This is a genomic window from Rhizobium sp. CNPSo 3670 (genome assembly GCF_057784555.1).
This window is the reverse complement of the sequence record NZ_JBXSOL010000010.1, coordinates 25,520-41,658: the sequence shown is the minus strand read 5'-3', so window position 1 is coordinate 41,658 and position 16,139 is coordinate 25,520. Positions and strand designations below refer to the sequence as shown.

The window sequence follows — 16,139 nt, the reverse complement described above, 5'->3', positions numbered from 1 at the left end:
AACCGACATGGAGGAAGACATGAAGACATCGGCTGCGACCATTCTGCGTGAATATGGACCCTTTCCGGGTGCTGAGCGCGTTCACGGCGTCACCTTTGACGGCCGGCATGTCTGGTTCGCCTCAGGCGACAGGCTGAACGCGCTCGATCCCGAAAGCGGTGAGGTGGTGCGGTCAATCGAGGTCGCCTCCCATGCCGGCACGGCCTTCGACGGCGAGTTCCTCTATCAGATCGCCGAGGATGTCATTCACAAGATCAACCCCAAGACCGGCCAGATCCTTTCCACCATCCCGGCCCCCGGCAATGGCGGCGATTCCGGCCTTGCCTGGGCCGAGGGTACGCTCTGGGTCGGCCAGCATCGCGGCCGCAGGATCCATCAAATCGATCCCGAAACCGGCAAGATCCTGCGCACCATCGAATCCAACCGCGTCGTCACAGGCGTCACCTGGGTCGACGGCCAGCTCTGGCACGGGACCTGGGAGGGCGACGACAGCGACGTCAGGCGCATCGATCCGCAGACGGGCGAGGTGCTGGAGCGGCTCGACATGCCCGAAGGCGCCGGCGTCTCGGGGCTGGAATCCGACGGCGCAGGCTGCTTCTTCTGTGGCGGAGGCAATAGCGGCAAGATCCGCGCCGTGCGCCGGCCATGAGCGCTGCGCCGCCGGGCGCGGGTGCTGCTCCTTAAAAGAAGGAGCTTTGGCGCGATATCCGTCTGCTTTAGCTTCAGGCGCGGCATTCCCCCGAGCCCCTCATGCTGAGGTGCGCAGCCCTTAGGGCGGAGCCTCGAAGCACGCGCCCAAACGCTGCTCCTTGCCGCCCCCGTCGCCAGCACGTCCACATTCGCCGTTGCGGCCCCGGGGGATGAGGCTCTCTTGAGTGCCGGCACCAACCAATTGATTATGCGGAAACAAAATCGCTGAGAATACGCCGGTTTATGCAGACCCATCATCTTTGAATAAAAGCGCCATTCCGATCGCATCGATGAACCGACCATCGATGCGCGCGGCGCGACGGATTATGCCTTCGCGCACGAAGCCCAGTTTTTCATAGAGTGCGATGGCACGGCTATTGTCCTCGTACACATCGAGTTCGATCCTGATAAAACCAGCTTTCCGCGCGGCTCTCAAAGTCATTTCGATGAGCTTCCGTCCAAGACCCTGGCCGCGATAGGCGGGAAGAATCCCCATGCCGAGCTTTCCGCGATGAGCGTGGGACGGGAAGAAATGCCGGCTGATGTCGCACCAGCCGACGACCTCTTCGCCAATCACGGCAACGAATTGCGGATTGCCCTTTGCGATCATGCCCATTACGAACTCACGCGTCTGAGGCAGGGGCGTGGCTTCCAGCATAGATAGGTACTTTTTCTCCCGCGCAACCACGTCGAGGGCGCGATGAAAACTGTCGATATGCGCAGCAGTGATCGGTTCGACGCTGATGCCTGACGTTTTGGGTGTCGTTGCGGCCACAAGCTCTCCTTCGCAGACAGCGAGATATCCAAGACAGACATGTCGCGGACACGCACCGAAGCGCATAATTCACCGTCCGTCAACTTTTGCGTGTCAACCGCTTGGCCAGCTGGCCAGGGTACGCACGGTCATGATCGGCAACAGACCGGCGATAACAAGCGCGCGCCCCATTCTGCCGAGTTCGATAAGGATGCAAATCGAGGCGGGTAAGGAATTCATCGCCGTCTCTGTCAAGTTCATCGACGGAAAGGCTGCTGAAAGCGTCGCCCATTATGCGCGGCTGGAAGGATTGCATTTTTCTCCTTCGAAGGGTGACGGCGAGCGGGCGCAAGTGCCTGTCTTGTCTCATGACGGTGGGGTGGTCGGCTATCTCGTGTGGCAGCCGATCCGCCCGGGCTTCATGCTGCTTCAGCAGGTGGCGCCGGCGGGGCTCGGCTGTCTGGCCCTGCTGATCGCTGCGGTGTTCTGGCTCGGACGGGGATTGCATCGCACTTCGCTGACCCTGCTGGACAGTCAGGCCGAGCTCACCCGCCACCGCAACCATCTGGAAGAGATGGTGGCGGACCGAACGGCCGAAATCGAAAGGCAAAGGCAGGAGCTGGACCGCCTGCTGGTGCACGAACGCCAGGTGAATGCGCTGCAGCGCCAGTTCGTCGCCATGGCTTCGCACGAATTTCGAACGCCGCTTGCCATCATCGACGCGGCCGCCCAGCGGCTCTGCCGCTCGACGACCAACGTCAGCGGTGAGTATGTTCACGAAAAAGCCGGAGTGATCCGCAGCGCGGTGGTGCGCATGGTCGATCTCATGGAGAGCATCCTTGCCAGCGGCCGGCTCGAAACCGGAAAGATCATACTGAAGCGGAGCGAGGGTGATCTGAAAGTCTTGCTCATCACCTGCTGCGATCGACAGCGCGAGCTTAGCCTTTCGCATGTCTTTCATCTCGATCTCGAGCTCATACCTGGCATATTGACCTTCGACCGAAGCGCGATGGAGCAGGTCTTCACCAATCTGATTTCGAACGCCATCAAATATTCGCCCGATCAGCCTGATATTTATGTGCGCGCGCGGGTTGACGAGAAAATGGTGGAAATCACCATTACCGATAGCGGCATCGGCATGGACGCGGATGATCTGCCGAAACTGTTTCAACCTTATTATCGCGCCCGCAGCGCGACGGGCATTGCCGGAACCGGCCTTGGCCTCAACGTCGTCAAGCAGGTCGTCGAGCTCCACGGCGGCACCGTCGAGGTGACGAGCGAGCTTGGCAAGGGCACTACATTTGCCATTTCTCTGCCAATAGAATCTCTATTGTCGGATCAACAAGTCGCAGCTTAAGGAAGAGCTTATGGTTACAGTCCTGTGCATAGAAGACGAAGTCGAGATCCGGAATCTCCTCGTCGAAGAGTTGAACGAAGCGGGCTACAGGACGCTCGAGGCCTCGAACGGCGCAGAAGGCCTGGAAATGATCCTATCGAAATGGCCGGATATCGTCATCAGCGACATTTCCATGCCTGTTATGGATGGGCATCAGCTTCTGGCGGAAATCCAGATCAATCATCCGGAGCTCTCCAACATTCCCTTCATCATGCTGACGGCGCTGACAGACCGGGAAAACACGCTCGCCGGCCTGCGGGCCGGGGCGGCGGATTATCTGACGAAGCCGCTCGACTTCGACCTGCTGCTTGCCAAGCTGGAGGGCTGCGTGACGCGGCTGGAGAACGATAAGGCGCTCAATCGGTCGTTTTGATGGGTGGGCGAGACCAGCGCGTCCGAAATCGTTGGCTGATTCGATCGGCGTGCTGTGTGGCACCCCCTCTGGCCTGCCGGCTATCTCCCCCACAAGGGTGGAGATCGGCAGGAGGCCTGACCTTCGCGGATCACCAATGTTGCGCAGTTTGCGGCGTTATTGTTTGGGGAAACCGGCGCTTCCAGCCGATCTCCCTCATTGTGGGGGAGATGGCCGGCACTGCATGACCTTTCGGTCGCTCTGATGTCCTACCGTTTTTCCGAGGGATGTGTTGTAAGCTTTATCGTGCGGCCTTTCCCAACACGTCCCCCAACGCCGCAAACACTCTCTCATCCAGCGTCTGCGACACATTGAACCGCATGAAATTCGTCGCCGATTGCGACAGGCTGAACGCATTGCCCGGCGCCAGCACGATCCGCTTTTCCAACGCCGCCCGCGCGACATCAGCTGCGTCGAGGCCGTCCGGCAGTCGGCACCAGAGGAACATGCCGGCCTGGGGCTCAAGCCAGGGTTTTATCCCCGAACTTTTTAGGCGCGCGGAGACTTCGCTCATGACGCGCGCCAGCCGCTGCCTGAGCATTTCCATGTGTTTGCGGTAGCCGCCGTCGCTCAAGACGTTGAGCACCAGCTCGGCCGTCATCCGGCCGCCGCCGAAGGAAGTGGCGATCTTGAGGTCGGTGAGGCCCTCGATCCATTCGGGCCTGGTGGCGATGAAGCCGCAGCGGGCGGAGGCCGAAAGCGTTTTGGAAAAGCTGCCGATATGGATGACCCGCTCGAGCCCGTCGAAAGCGGCGAGGCGGGGCGCTGCCACATATTCGAAATCGGCGAAGATATCGTCCTCGACGATGGTGAGGTCGAACTGCTCGGCGCACTTCAGCACCCGGTGGGCCGTGACGGGAGAGAGTGTCGCGCCGGTGGGATTGTGGATGGCCGAGTTGGTGATGTAGAGCCGGGGTCGATGTTCGGCGAGCGTCTGTGCGAAGAGTTCGAGATCGGGGCCTGACGGTGTGTAGGGCACGCCGACGATCTTCGCCCGGTGGGCGCGCAGCAATGCGTGAAAGTTGAAGTAGCAGGGGTCGTCGACCAGCACCGTGTCGCCGGGTTCGAGCAGGAAACGGCAGAGAAGGTCGATGGCCTGCGTGCCAGACTCGGCGAGCAGGATCTGATCCGGCGAGGCCTCGATGCCACGCTCGCCCATGCGCCGCGAAATCAGCTGGCGCAGCGGCGGCAGACCGAGCGGCGAGCCGTAATCGGCAAGGGCCTTCCCCTCGGCGCGCGCAAGCGTTCTGAGTGCCCGGCGCACGCCCTCGCCGGGCAGCCAGGAGGGCGGCAGCCAGCCGCAGCCGGGCTTCAGATCGGCTTCATCCGCCTCCAGCGATTGCCGCGAAATCCAGAAGGGGTCGACGGCGCGGTCGAGCTTCGGTCCGGCCTCGGTCAGCGCGAAGGGGGCCGCTTGGTTGGCGACATAGAAGCCGGAGCCCGGCCGGGACATGATCGCGCCTTCGGCGACCAGGCGCTCATAGGCGTCGACAACGGTCGAAGTCGAGAGCTTCATGCTGGCTGCGAGGCCGCGCACCGAGGGCAGCCTTGCCCCTGGCGTCAGGCTGCGACCGGCAATGCGCTGCCGGATCGTCGTCATCACCATCTCGACGCGCGTGCGTCCCGCTATCTCTTCGTTCATCCGTACTGCCTTTTGAACCATAACAGTTTTGCAAAATCGTATCAGACCGTCACTGTCGTGGCTATCGGTTTTGGCGGATAAGACTGGACGGCCCGTTCTTGCGAATTCGATTCAACTAACGCGCCTCAGGTTATTGTTTATGCATGCCGTTCTCTCAAGGCCGCAGGGTTTCGACGGCATGTGTCTCGGAAGGAATGCATGATGGAGCGAATGACGGCAGGGTGGGTCAATGGTTTGATCGGTGTGGTGATCTTCAGCGGTTCGCTGCCGGCGACGCGCTTGGCGGTGGCGCAATTCGATCCCGTCTTCCTGACCGTTGCGCGCGCGGCGATCGCCGGGCTGCTGGCGCTCTGCCTGCTGATCGTCTTTCGTGAGAAGCGGCCGGCCGGGCGCGATATCCTCTCGCTCGCCGTTGTCGCGCTCGGCGTCGTGATGGGCTTTCCGCTGCTGACCGCGCTGGCGCTGCAGCATGTCACGTCAGCCCATTCGATCGTCTTCGTCGGTCTGCTGCCTCTTGCAACGGCCATCTTCGGCGTCATCCGCGGCGGTGAGCGGCCGAAGCCGGCCTTCTGGTTGTTCTCGGTTCTCGGCAGTACGCTCGTGGGGGGCTTTGCCCTGACGCAAGGCCTGACGGCCTCGCCGGTCGGCGACCTGCTGATGCTTGCGGCAATCCTTGCCTGCGGTCTCGGTTATGCCGAGGGCGGCAGGCTGTCGCGCACGCTCGGCGGCTGGCAGGTGATTTCCTGGGCGCTGGTCCTGTCGCTGCCGATCATGATCACCGTCGCGTTCATCTACCGGCCGGCAAGTTTCGCCGGAATAGAAACGCCGGCGCTCGTCGGACTTGCCTATGTCTCGCTGTTCTCGATGCTGATCGGCTTCATCTTCTGGTATCGCGGCCTCTCTCAGGGCGGCATCGCCGCCGTCGGCCAGTTGCAGTTGCTCCAGCCCTTCTTCGGTCTGGCGCTTGCCGCCACCCTGCTGCACGAGCCGGTGACGTGGGCCATGCTCGGCGTGACGGTCGCGGTCATTCTCTGCGTGATGGGCGCGCGGAAGTTCGCGAGGTAGTGGCTGCCTCAGGCCACAAAGCTGCCGCTCAATCGTCAGCAAATAGCCCTGTTGTCGCCGCACCGAGCCCTTTTCAGCCTTCATCGTTGCGACCTCGCCAGCCTTTTCTAGCGGCTGAGCGATCGACCGAGGCGGTCTTTGCTGCCGTCCAAATCACCGGAAAAGGAATGAAAATGATCACTCGTTACACATCCCTCGCAACGATGACAGCCGCGGTGTTCAGTCTGCTTGCTCTCAGCCCGGCATCCGCGACCGAGCTTGCCCAGGCACAACAGCAGCCGCCGGCACAGGGCCAGGCGCCCATGCAAGGACAGGGTGGTACCGGTGCGGCTTCCCCTGTCAGTGATCAGAAACTCGAGGCCTTTGCCGTTGCCTACGTGCAGGTCGATAAAGTCAGGCAGGAATATTCCGCCAAGATTGACGCGACGAAGGATCAGGCTTCGAAGCAGAAGCTGCAGGATGAAGCCAAGAAGCAGATGGTCGAAACCGTCCAGGCCTCTCCCGACATCTCCGTCGAGGAATATTCCTCGATCCTGACGGCCGCGCAAAGCGACCCGGCTCTCGCCAAGAAGGTTCTGGACAAGATCGGCACCCCGCCGCCGGCGCAGCCGCAGCAGCGATAGGCTTGTGCCTAAGGCCGCAGCGCCCGCCGTTTGTTCCGGGCGCTGCCTGGAAGCCGATTGCGGTTGCGGTTGGCGGAACTCCGGCATTTTCCTTAGAACGACACGAGGGACGGACGGAAACTTCAATCGCCCGTCCCAATCCTGACGTCATCTCACTTGGCGGGTACGACGAGCGCCTCATCCTTGCGTACAATATAAGTCGCCAATTCCGAGCCCATGCCGCTGCCGACGTTCTTTGCCGAATGCACCACGCCGGAGGGAATGAACAGCGACTGACCGGCCTTGAGCGTCACCGGCTCCCTGCCTTCGAGCTTGTATTCCAGCGTGCCCTCGAGAACGAAGGCGATCTCTTCGCCCGGATGCGAGTGGTTCGGCGCGAGAACGCCCGGGGCGATATCGACGCGCACCTGGACGACTTCGTGGCCCGGCACGTCTATATCGTTCTTGATGAGGTCGGTGCGCTCTATCGGCTGCTCCGCATGCGCTGCCGCAGCGCCGCCGAGAACGAAGGCGAGCGCCATGGCCTGGATCATTTTCATCGTGTCATCCTTCCTGAATTGACCGTTCCGGCTCGTTGGCCGCATCGCCATTTCAGTCGATGATTGAACCAGGCATGTGTCTGGAAACCTGCCTTTTTGTAAGCAAGTGTATCCGCGGACCCGACCGGGAGTCTGCAAGAGCGGGGTTTCCTACGCGAACCGCATCGCGGATCTCGCGCGCGCCTTCGCCGCTTCTTCCTCGCGATCGCGAGGCGGCTGAGACGTCTCCAATGAATCGAGCAGTTCGCGGGCGCAGGCAGCGATCGAACCCACCGCGCGTTCGAACGCGGCCTCATTGCGCTTCGACGGCTTGGTCGTGCCGCTGAGCTTGCGTACGAATTGGAGCGCGGCATCGTGAATCTCTTCGTTCGTCGCCGGCGGATCGAAATTGAACAGGGGTTTTATGTTTCGGCACATGGTTTGCTCACGTGATATCTCTTCGCCGCCGGAGGGCAGCGGCCTTGCATGAAAAGTAATCGCGTGAGCGCGAAATGCAACGGGGCCTGGAAGATGGGCGGGAGAGAGGCGGTCACGGGGGGCCGGCCTTTTTCGCCGTGCCGTGTGGCACCCCCTATGCCCTGCCGGGCATCTCCCCCACAGGTGGGGAGATCGGATGGGCGCGATGGCTTCCCCAAGCAAAGACCGTATAGCTGCTGCGCTGCGGCGGTGAGGGAACGATGGTCCAACCTCTTGCCGATCTCCACCCTTGTGGGGGAGATGCCCGGCAGGGCAGAGGGGGTATGCCGTACCGCTCCCCGGCAAGGGAGATCCCGTCGCTCTCACCCTCAAGCCGCCGACGTCGAACCTCTCACGCCGAGTGTCGCAATATCCGTCACCCCGCCCGATGACTCGAAATCGAAGATCTTCTGCGTCACCAGCGCAGCCGCGCCCCTAGCCCAGGAGTTATCCTCCCAGTCGGGCAGCAGCGGCGGGGCGGTGCGGAAGGTGCGGGCGGCAAGCGCTTCGCGCAAGGGCGTGAGGAAGGGGTCTCCGAGCGAGACGGCTTCGCCGCCGGCGACGATGACTTCGGGGTCGGTGATGTTGACGAGGTTGGCGAGTGCGGTGCCGATCCCGCGGCCGGAATGGGCGACGAGGGCGGTGGCGGTGGCGTCGCCTGAGGCGAGCGCTTCGCGGAGTTCGGGGAGGCTGAGTTCCTCGCCGCGGCCGGTCGCCTCGCGCCAGCGGCGCAGCATCGAGAGTTCGGAGTGGTAGGCCATCAGGCAGCCGCGCTTGCCGCATTCGCAGAGGCGGCCGTTCTCCTCGAACAGCGTGTGGCCGAACTTGCCGGCAGCGCCATTGGCACCGCGATAGAGCTTGCCGTCGATGACGAGCGCACAGCTGATACCGACGCCGACGGCGAGCACGGCCATGTTGCGGTGCTGGCGGCCGAGGCCGAAGAGCTGCTGGGCGATGGCGTAAGCGTTGGTATCGTCTTCAAGCCAGACCGGCACGTGGACGCGGCTTGCGACGAGCGCGGCGAGGGGGACGTCGTCCCATTTGAAGCGGTGGCTGCGCACGCAGGCTGCTTGTTCGTGGTTGATGACGCCGGGCATGGAGATGCCGATGCCGGCGAGCTTGGCTTTCGGCCGGCCGGCGAGCTTCACCAGTTCGGGCACGGTGCCGGCGAGCAGGTCGGCGACATAATCCGGATCATGGCCCTCAAGGCCGACGCGCATGGCGGCGACGGGATTGGTGGCGAGATCGGTCGCCACGCATTCCACCGAATCCACCATCAGCTTGAAGCCGAGGGCGAGCGAATGCTCGTAATTGATCTCGACTGGGATCGGCCGGCGGCCGGCGAGGCCGGGCACGGCCTTGCCCTCGGTGACGATGCCTTCCTCCAGCAGGTCTGAAACGACGAAGGTGACGGCGGCCGGGCTCAAGCCGATCACCGTCGCGATATCGGCGCGGCTCCTCGGCCCTTCGCGGCGGAGAAGGTTGAGGATGAGGCGTCGGTTCATGGCTCTCGCCGTGGTCTGGTCGCCTTTCAGCTTCACGATGCATTCCTTAATTTTGTAAATTAATTATTGCGGGCTGAAAAGATCTATGCATAAGTTCCGCTGCGGATCAACTCAGCCAAGCGTTTTATCGCTGGAATTGGCGGGTGATCTCCGCGTTGCAAAACCTGGTCAGTCGTTCCACGGGGAAGGCGATGGCTGGGAGTTGTCGATCGATCAACTGGGAGGAATTCAATGGCATTTTTGAAGCAATTTCCGTCGACTACCCGCAGGCGCTTCCTAAAGGGTGCGGGCCTGGTTTCTGCCGCTGCCGTCACCGGCAGCTTCCCGATCCCGGCGATCGCGCAGGTCCAGGAGGTCACCATGATCTCCGACGAAAACAATGCAGCTGCGCTGGACGCGCTGAAGGCAATTGCTGCTGGCTTCAGCAAGGAAGCCGGCGTCAACGTCGTCATCAACAACATGGACCATGAGGCCCATAAAACGGCGATCCGCAACTATCTGGTCGCCGGCGCGCCCGATGTTTGCTCCTGGTTTTCGGGCAACCGCATGCGCGCCTTCGTCAAGCGCGGCCTGTTCGACGATATTTCCGATCTCGTCGAGAAGGAGAAATATAAGGACGTGCTCGGCGCGACCATCGGCGCCGTCACTGAAGACGGCAAACAATACGGGCTGCCCACCGGCGGCACGCTCTGGGGCATGTTCTACCGCAAGGATGTGTTCGAGCAGCATGGCCTGACGGTGCCGAAGACGGCCGAAGAATTCATGGCCTATGGCGACAAGTGCAAGACGGCGGGGATCACGCCGGTTGCGATGGGCACCAAGGAATTGTGGCCGGCGGCCGGCTGGTTCGACCAGATGAACCTGCGCATCAACGGCCTCGACAAGCATATGGCGCTGATGAACGGCGAGATGAGCTATCTCGATCCGGCGCTGACGGCGGTGTTCGACCAGTGGGAAGCGATGATCGGCAAAGGCTTCTTCACGCCGAACCACACCTCCTTCGGTTGGCAGGAGGCCGCCGCACTACTGGCACAGAAGAAGGCCGGCATGATGAACCTCGGCGCCTTCCTGCGTTCGGCCTTCACCGAAGCTGATCTGCCGCAGCTCGCTTACGCGACCTTCCCGGTGCTCGATGCCAAGATCGGCCATTTCGAGGAGTTCTCAGTCAATTCGATCCACATTCCCGCAAAGGCCAAGAACAAGCAGGGCGCACGCGAATTCCTCGCCTATTTCTATCGTCCGGAAAACCTGGCCACCTATCTGGAGCCGGGCGGCAACGTGCCGCCGCGCAACGACCTGCCGCCCAGCAACGATCCGCTCGTCAATATCGCTGTCGAGACGATGAAGACGGTGCAGGGCACCTCGCAATATTACGACCGCGACAGCGACCCGGACATGGCCCAGGCCGGCCTCGTCGGCTTCCAGGAATTCATGGCCAAGCCGGAACGGCGCAAGGCGATCCTGACGCGGCTCGAGGGGACCCGGAAGCGGATTTATAAGATCTGAGCTTGCTGCCGGACCGCGCTTTTTACTCGACGTCATCCTCGGCCTTGTGCTGCCTTGTGCCGAGGATCTGCTGCCCTATCGGTTCGGGGTTAGATGCTCGGGACAAGCCCGAGCATGACGAAGGAGGGGTGGCAGGCTTTGCCAGCATACCGAGGGCGTCGCTTTACTCCCGGCGGCGCCCTCCCTCCACTCGACGTCATCCTCGGCCTTGTGCCGAGGATCTGCAGCGCATCGACGTGGTCAGATGCTCGGGACAAGCCCGAGCATGACGAAAGGAGGGGTTGGCGGGCTTTGACAGCGACCTGAGCGCAGAAAAGCTCATACGAATAACATGAGGGCTCCTGACATGCAGACATTATGGCGCCGCCAGCGGTGGTGGCTGACTCCGACTCTGCTCATCGCGCCTGCGATCGCGCTGTTCTTCACCGTCATCCTGCTGTCGGCGGTGCGCAGCGTCTGGATCAGCTTTCACGAGTGGGACGGTTTCGGGCCAATGGTCTGGATCGGGCTCGGCAATTACGTCGAGCTCTACAACGATCCGCAATTCTACGTGTCGCTGAAGAACAATCTGATCTGGCTGATCATGTTCATGGCAGCGCCGCCGATCGGGCTGTCGATCGCGCTCTTGGTCAACCAGAAAATCGCGGGCATGCGCTTTCTGAAGTCGCTGTTCTTCATTCCGCTGGTGCTGGCTTCGGTGACGGTGGGCGTCGTCTTCACCTGGGTCTATACGCCGGAGTTCGGGCTGCTGGCGCTGATCTTCCGCGCCTTCGGGGCGGTGGCGCCGGCGGTGCTTTCCGATGAGCATTTCGTCACTTTCGCGATCGTCATCGCCGCGCTCTGGCCGCAGATCACCTTCTGCATGGTGCTCTATCTCGCCGGCCTCAACAATCTGAGCGAAGAGCTGATCGGCGCCGGCCGGGTCGATGGGGCGAGGGGCTGGAACATGCTGCGCCATATCGTGCTGCCGCAACTCACCCAGGTCACTTTCATCGCCATTGCCGTCACGGTCGTCGGGGCGCTGCGCTCCTTCGACATGATCTCGGTGATGACCGCGGGCGGGCCGTTCGGCTCCTCCTCGGTGCTCGCATACCAGATGTACGAGCAGTCGATCTTTTCCTACCGCTTCGGCTACGGCGCAGCGATCGCCTCGGTGCTCTTCGTGATCATGGCCGTGTTCATCGCCTGGTATCTCACCCACATCATCCGCAGCGAAGAGAGGGGAGGCTGATGTATCCTCGTCCTATTCCGGAAACCGCGATCTGGCAGCGCCGCTTCTATGTGTTGGCCGTCGTCGTCGTGCTCATCCTCTGGCTCTGCCCGCTCTTTGCGATCGTCCTCACCTCCTTCCGCTCGACGGCCGATGTGATGGGCGGCAATCTCTGGGGCTGGCCGACCGAGATCGGCGTCATCGACAATTACAAGGCCGTCTTCACCGACACGCCGATGGCGCGCTATTTCCTCAACAGCCTGACGATCACCATTCCTTCGGTGATCGGCGTACTCGTCATGTCGACGCTCGCGGGCTTCGTGCTGTCACGCTACCGCTTTCGCGGTAACATGCTGATCTTCGCGCTCTTCGTCGGCGGCAATTTCCTGCCGCACCAGATCATGATGATCCCGGTGCGCGACCTGATGGTGCGCCTCGACCTGATCGATACGACGGTGGCGCTGATCATCTTCCACGTCGCCTTCCAGACCGGCTTTGCGACGCTCTTCATGCGCAATTTCATCGCGGCCCTTCCAGACGAGCTGTTCCAGGCGGCGCGCGCGGAAGGGGCGTCGCCCTTCCAGACGCTCATCCATGTGGTGATCCCGCTGGTGCGGCCGGCGCTGGCGGCGCTTGCCATCCTGATCTTCACCTTCGTCTGGAACGATTATTTTTGGGCCGTGGTGCTGACCGTCAGCGACAGCGTCAAGCCGGTGACGGCGGGCCTTGCCAATCTGCGCGGCGAGTGGGTCTCGGCCTGGAACCTCGTTTCGGCAGGCACAATCGTCGTCGCCGTGCCGCCCGTCGTGATGTTCTTCCTGATGCAGCGGCATTTCATCGCCGGCCTCACCATGGGCGCGGTGAAGGGATGAGTCGGCGTCTTCCGTTTCAACAAGAGAGGGCCAGGATATGACCAGTCTCGAACTTCGTGCGATCAACAAGAATTATGCCGCCTATCATGCGCTGCGCGGCATCGATCTTTCCGTGGCGCAGGGCGAATTCATCGTCATGGTCGGGCCATCCGGCTGCGGCAAGTCCACGCTCTTGAAGAGCATTGCCGGGCTGGAGGCGATCTCTTCTGGCCAGATCCTGATCAACGGCCGCGATGTCAGCAAGCAGGAGCCGGGCGATCGCGGCATCGCCATGGTGTTCCAGTCCTATGCGCTCTATCCGCATATGACGGTGGCGGAGAATATGGGCTTCGGCCTGAGGATGGCGAAGCGCCCCAAGGCCGAGATCGATGCGGCGGTCGCCCGCGCCGCCAAGATCCTGCGCATCGACGACCAGCTGGAGAAGCGGCCGAAGCAGCTTTCCGGCGGCCAGCGCCAGCGCGTGGCGATCGGCCGGGCGATAACCCGTTCGCCCGAGGTCTTCCTGTTCGACGAGCCGCTGTCTAATCTCGATGCGGCGCTGCGCACCCAGATGCGCGTCGAACTCAGCAGTCTGCATGCCGAGCTTGGCGCCACCATGGTCTATGTCACCCACGACCAGGTGGAGGCGATGACCATGGCAAGCCGCATCGTCGTGTTGAACAAGGGGATCATCGAGCAGGTCGGCTCGCCGCTGGAGCTTTACCGCAACCCCGACAATCTTTTCGTCGCCGGCTTCCTCGGCGCCCCAAGGATGAATTTCCTCGGCGTTACCATCGACGCCGTCGCCGGCCGCAGCGTCACGGTTTCGGCGCCCGGCCTTTCGCCGCTGACGGTGGAGCTTGCCCAGCCGACCGCGCTTTCGAAGGGCACCGGGCTGACGCTCGGCGTGCGGCCGGAGGCGATCTCGGTGGTCGTCGAGGGCAGTGGGGACGGGGCCATGCATGGCGAGGTCCGCCTCGTCGAGCATCTCGGCCGCGAGACCATTCTCTATGTCGATGCCGGCAATCTCCGCACCATCGCGTCGGAAAGCGGCACCGGCAACATCACCGCGCAGCTCTCCTACGTCGCGCCCTTTGCCGCCGGGCAGAAGGTGGCGCTGAAGCTCGATGCGAACGAGCTCTATCTCTTCTCCCCCGATGGCGGCCGCACGATCAGCGCCCGCAAGACGATCCTCGACAAGTAATTAGGAAAGAACCGCCCGTGTCCGACAAGACCCTCTCCGCATGGAACACCGTCAAGACCGACCGCTTCCTCGTCGGTGTGCCGCATTATCCCGAGCATGTCGACGAAAGCTATTGGGAGCGCGATGCCGAGCGCATGGCGAAAGCCGGCTTCAACGTCGTGCGCATGGCCGAATTCGCCTGGCACATTCTGGAGCCGAAGCTCGGCACCTATGATTTCGATCTCTTCGACCGCGCCATATCAATCCTCGGGCGTCACGGCATCGACACGATCATGTGCACGCCGACCGCCACGCCGCCGCGCTGGCTGACGGCGGCCCACCCCGAAATTCTAAGGGTCGACGGCAAGGGCCGGCCGATGAGCCACGGCTCGCGCCAGCATTGCGACACGGCAAGCCCGGTCTTCCGCGAACATAGCAAGCGCATCACCTGGGCGATGGCCGAGCACTACCGCGACAATCCTTTCGTCGTCGGCTGGCAGACGGATAACGAGCTGAACACCAGCATGCCGGAGAGCTTTTCCCAGGCGACGCTCAGCGAATTCCAGGCCTTCCTCGCCGATAAATACCGCGAAATATCAAAGCTCAACGCCGCCTGGGGCGGCGATTTCTGGGCGACGGCCTATGACAGTTTCGAACAGGTGGTGCTGCCGATCGAATTCGGCCCGACCTTTCCGAGCCCCGGCCATCTGCAGGATTACCACCGCTTCCTCGCCTTCTCCACCGCGCGCTTCCAGCACGACCAGGTGGAGATCCTCAGGGATGTGAAACCTTCCTGGTTCGTCTTCCACAATCTCGGCGGCTTGAGGGATATCGATTTCCGCGGCCAGTTCAGCAAGGATCTCGATTTCGTCGGCTACGACATCTATCCCATGCTCTATGACGAGTTCATGCGGCTCGGCAACCACGCCAAGGTGCAGGCGCTGCACCTCGATATCTGCCGCGGCTTTTCCGGCAATTACATCGTGCCCGAGCAGCAATCGGGCTTCGGCAGCCAGCCGGGCTTCTGCACGCTGACGCCGGAGCCGGGCGAACTGCGCCGCATGGCGCTCTCCTCGGTCGCGCACGGCGCTGACGGCCTGATGTTCTTCCGCTGGCGGCCCGCCCATTTTGGCGCCGAGATCTATTGGATGGGCATCATCGACCATGATGATATCGGCCGCCATCGCTATGAGGAGGCTACGCGCTTCGCGACCGAGATGACGGCGCTGAAGGACAAGATCCTCGGCACCTATGTCCGCATGGATGTCGGCATCGCCGGCTCCGATTTCGACAATCAGGAAGCCCACAAGACCTATCCGATCGGCCTGCCGAGCCCGCAGGACGACGCGATCCTGCTGCATCAATATTGCTACGACCGCGGCATCGCCTGCGGCTTCATCCATCCGGAGGACGATCTTTCCAAGCTGAAGCTCTTCTATGTGCCCCATTGGGTGATGTGGAAGGACGAATGGACGGCGAGGCTCGAAGCTTTCGCCGCGTCCGGCGGCACCGTCGTCATCGGCGCGCGCACGGGCACCCGCACGCAAGACAATCACGTCATCCGCGAAACCGCGCCCGGCACCGCGCTTTCTAGGCTGACCGGTGTCCGCGTCGAAGATTTCGGACGTCTCGCCGCCCCCGGCGCCAACGGCCTCTTCGACGTGATGGAGCGCTCCGGCGGTCTCGTCATCCCGCCGAACAAGCCGGCCGAAAGCCATCGCCGCCAACGCCGCTTCAAGATCGGCAATCGCGAAATGACCGCCGGTCATTTCTACGAAAACCTCACCATCGATCCCGACGTCGAAGTTATCGCAGCCTGGTCCAACCGCTACGCCGAAGGCCAGCCGATGGCGACCTCCCGCAAGGTCGGCAAGGGACAGGTGGTCTATCTCGGGACGTATCTCACGCCCGAGTTGACCGAGGCGCTGACGGAGCGGCTGTTCGCGCCGGCGGGTGTGGAGCCGCTGGTTGGTGGGCTGCCGGAGGGCGTGGAGGTGACGATGCGAATGAACGACGAACGGCGGCTGCTGTTTGTGCAGAATTATATGGATCAGGCGGTGACGGTGGATGGCGTGCCTGCCGGGCGGGATCTACTGGATGGGGAGAAGATGGTGGTGGGGAGGCTGGAGCTTGAGGGGTATGGGTGTGCGATTGTGGAGGTGGAGGGGTGAGGGGCGGCGCCAACCATGAAGAAAGGTGTAGCGCGCGCTCTTTGCGCGCGGACGTCTGTGCAGAGTTGTAGCTCCGGTGGTAGTTCAAATTGAAGGAGCATTGGGATCGGATGCAATTCGCCGATTTCAACGGGCA

14 protein-coding genes and 1 pseudogene are annotated in these 16,139 nt (G+C 62.3%); 10 read left to right on the top strand and 5 right to left on the bottom strand.

Annotation, left to right across the window (positions count from 1 at the left end):
• Positions 1 to 19: 19 nt before the first annotated feature.
• Positions 20 to 649 (top strand): Vgb family protein, encoded by a 630-nt coding sequence (locus AC13QO_RS12475; RefSeq protein WP_085778622.1) that lies wholly within the window; start codon positions 20 to 22, stop codon positions 647 to 649.
• A gap of 282 nt (positions 650 to 931) precedes the next feature.
• On the opposite strand, the gene AC13QO_RS12470 is transcribed toward AC13QO_RS12475, so the two are convergent.
• Entirely contained in the window at positions 932 to 1,465 is a 534-nt protein-coding gene (locus tag AC13QO_RS12470; RefSeq protein WP_245362098.1) for a GNAT family N-acetyltransferase, read from the bottom strand.
• Positions 1,466 to 1,559: 94 nt separating this feature from the next.
• Here AC13QO_RS12470 and AC13QO_RS12465 point away from each other — a divergent pair.
• Positions 1,560 to 2,801 (top strand): annotated as a pseudogene (locus AC13QO_RS12465) (ATP-binding protein); the annotation flags it as partial.
• Positions 2,802 to 2,811: 10 nt separating this feature from the next.
• Positions 2,812 to 3,213, top strand: a complete 402-nt coding sequence (locus tag AC13QO_RS12460) for a response regulator (RefSeq protein WP_085778621.1) — start codon at positions 2,812 to 2,814, stop codon at positions 3,211 to 3,213.
• 280 nt (positions 3,214 to 3,493) lie between these two features.
• Here AC13QO_RS12460 and AC13QO_RS12455 read toward each other — a convergent pair whose 3' ends face one another.
• Positions 3,494 to 4,915 (bottom strand): aminotransferase-like domain-containing protein, encoded by a 1,422-nt coding sequence (locus AC13QO_RS12455; RefSeq protein WP_085778620.1) that lies wholly within the window; start codon positions 4,913 to 4,915, stop codon positions 3,494 to 3,496.
• A 180-nt stretch (positions 4,916 to 5,095) separates the two neighbouring features.
• Here AC13QO_RS12455 and AC13QO_RS12450 point away from each other — a divergent pair, with 180 nt between their 5' ends.
• Positions 5,096 to 5,959, top strand: a complete 864-nt coding sequence (locus AC13QO_RS12450) for a DMT family transporter (protein ID WP_085780114.1) — start codon at positions 5,096 to 5,098, stop codon at positions 5,957 to 5,959.
• A 173-nt stretch (positions 5,960 to 6,132) separates the two neighbouring features.
• Positions 6,133 to 6,582 (top strand): DUF4168 domain-containing protein, encoded by a 450-nt coding sequence (locus AC13QO_RS12445; protein WP_085780113.1) that lies wholly within the window; start codon positions 6,133 to 6,135, stop codon positions 6,580 to 6,582.
• Between the two features lie 152 nt (positions 6,583 to 6,734).
• Here AC13QO_RS12445 and AC13QO_RS12440 read toward each other — a convergent pair whose 3' ends face one another.
• From AC13QO_RS12440 to AC13QO_RS12430, 3 genes are all read right to left on the bottom strand, one after another.
• Complete coding sequence (locus AC13QO_RS12440) at positions 6,735 to 7,121, bottom strand: cupin domain-containing protein (RefSeq protein WP_085780112.1); 387 nt, start codon at positions 7,119 to 7,121, stop codon at positions 6,735 to 6,737.
• Positions 7,122 to 7,271: 150 nt separating this feature from the next.
• Positions 7,272 to 7,538 (bottom strand): DUF2277 domain-containing protein, encoded by a 267-nt coding sequence (locus AC13QO_RS12435; protein WP_085778619.1) that lies wholly within the window; start codon positions 7,536 to 7,538, stop codon positions 7,272 to 7,274.
• Between the two features lie 368 nt (positions 7,539 to 7,906).
• Entirely contained in the window at positions 7,907 to 9,118 is a 1,212-nt protein-coding gene (locus AC13QO_RS12430; RefSeq protein ID WP_085778618.1) for an ROK family protein, read from the bottom strand.
• Between the two features lie 195 nt (positions 9,119 to 9,313).
• Here AC13QO_RS12430 and AC13QO_RS12425 point away from each other — a divergent pair, with 195 nt between their 5' ends.
• The 5 genes from AC13QO_RS12425 (at position 9,314) to AC13QO_RS12405 (ending at position 16,003) form a co-directional block, all read left to right on the top strand.
• Positions 9,314 to 10,588 carry an ABC transporter substrate-binding protein gene (locus tag AC13QO_RS12425; protein ID WP_085778617.1) on the top strand — a complete coding sequence of 425 codons (1,275 nt, stop codon included), beginning with the start codon at positions 9,314 to 9,316 and terminating at the stop codon, positions 10,586 to 10,588.
• A 346-nt stretch (positions 10,589 to 10,934) separates the two neighbouring features.
• On the top strand, positions 10,935 to 11,819 hold the full coding sequence (locus AC13QO_RS12420) for a carbohydrate ABC transporter permease (protein ID WP_085778616.1): 885 nt from the start codon (positions 10,935 to 10,937) through the stop codon (positions 11,817 to 11,819).
• The gene (locus AC13QO_RS12415) at positions 11,819 to 12,670 is read left to right on the top strand and encodes a carbohydrate ABC transporter permease (protein ID WP_085778615.1); all 852 of its coding nucleotides are present in this window, start codon (positions 11,819 to 11,821) and stop codon (positions 12,668 to 12,670) included. The genes AC13QO_RS12420 and AC13QO_RS12415 overlap by 1 nt, the downstream gene beginning before the upstream one ends.
• A 37-nt stretch (positions 12,671 to 12,707) precedes the next feature.
• Entirely contained in the window at positions 12,708 to 13,853 is a 1,146-nt protein-coding gene (locus tag AC13QO_RS12410; RefSeq protein ID WP_085778614.1) for an ABC transporter ATP-binding protein, read from the top strand.
• Positions 13,854 to 13,870: 17 nt separating this feature from the next.
• Positions 13,871 to 16,003 carry a beta-galactosidase gene (locus AC13QO_RS12405; protein WP_085778613.1) on the top strand — a complete coding sequence of 711 codons (2,133 nt, stop codon included), beginning with the start codon at positions 13,871 to 13,873 and terminating at the stop codon, positions 16,001 to 16,003.
• Positions 16,004 to 16,139 lie beyond the last annotated feature (136 nt).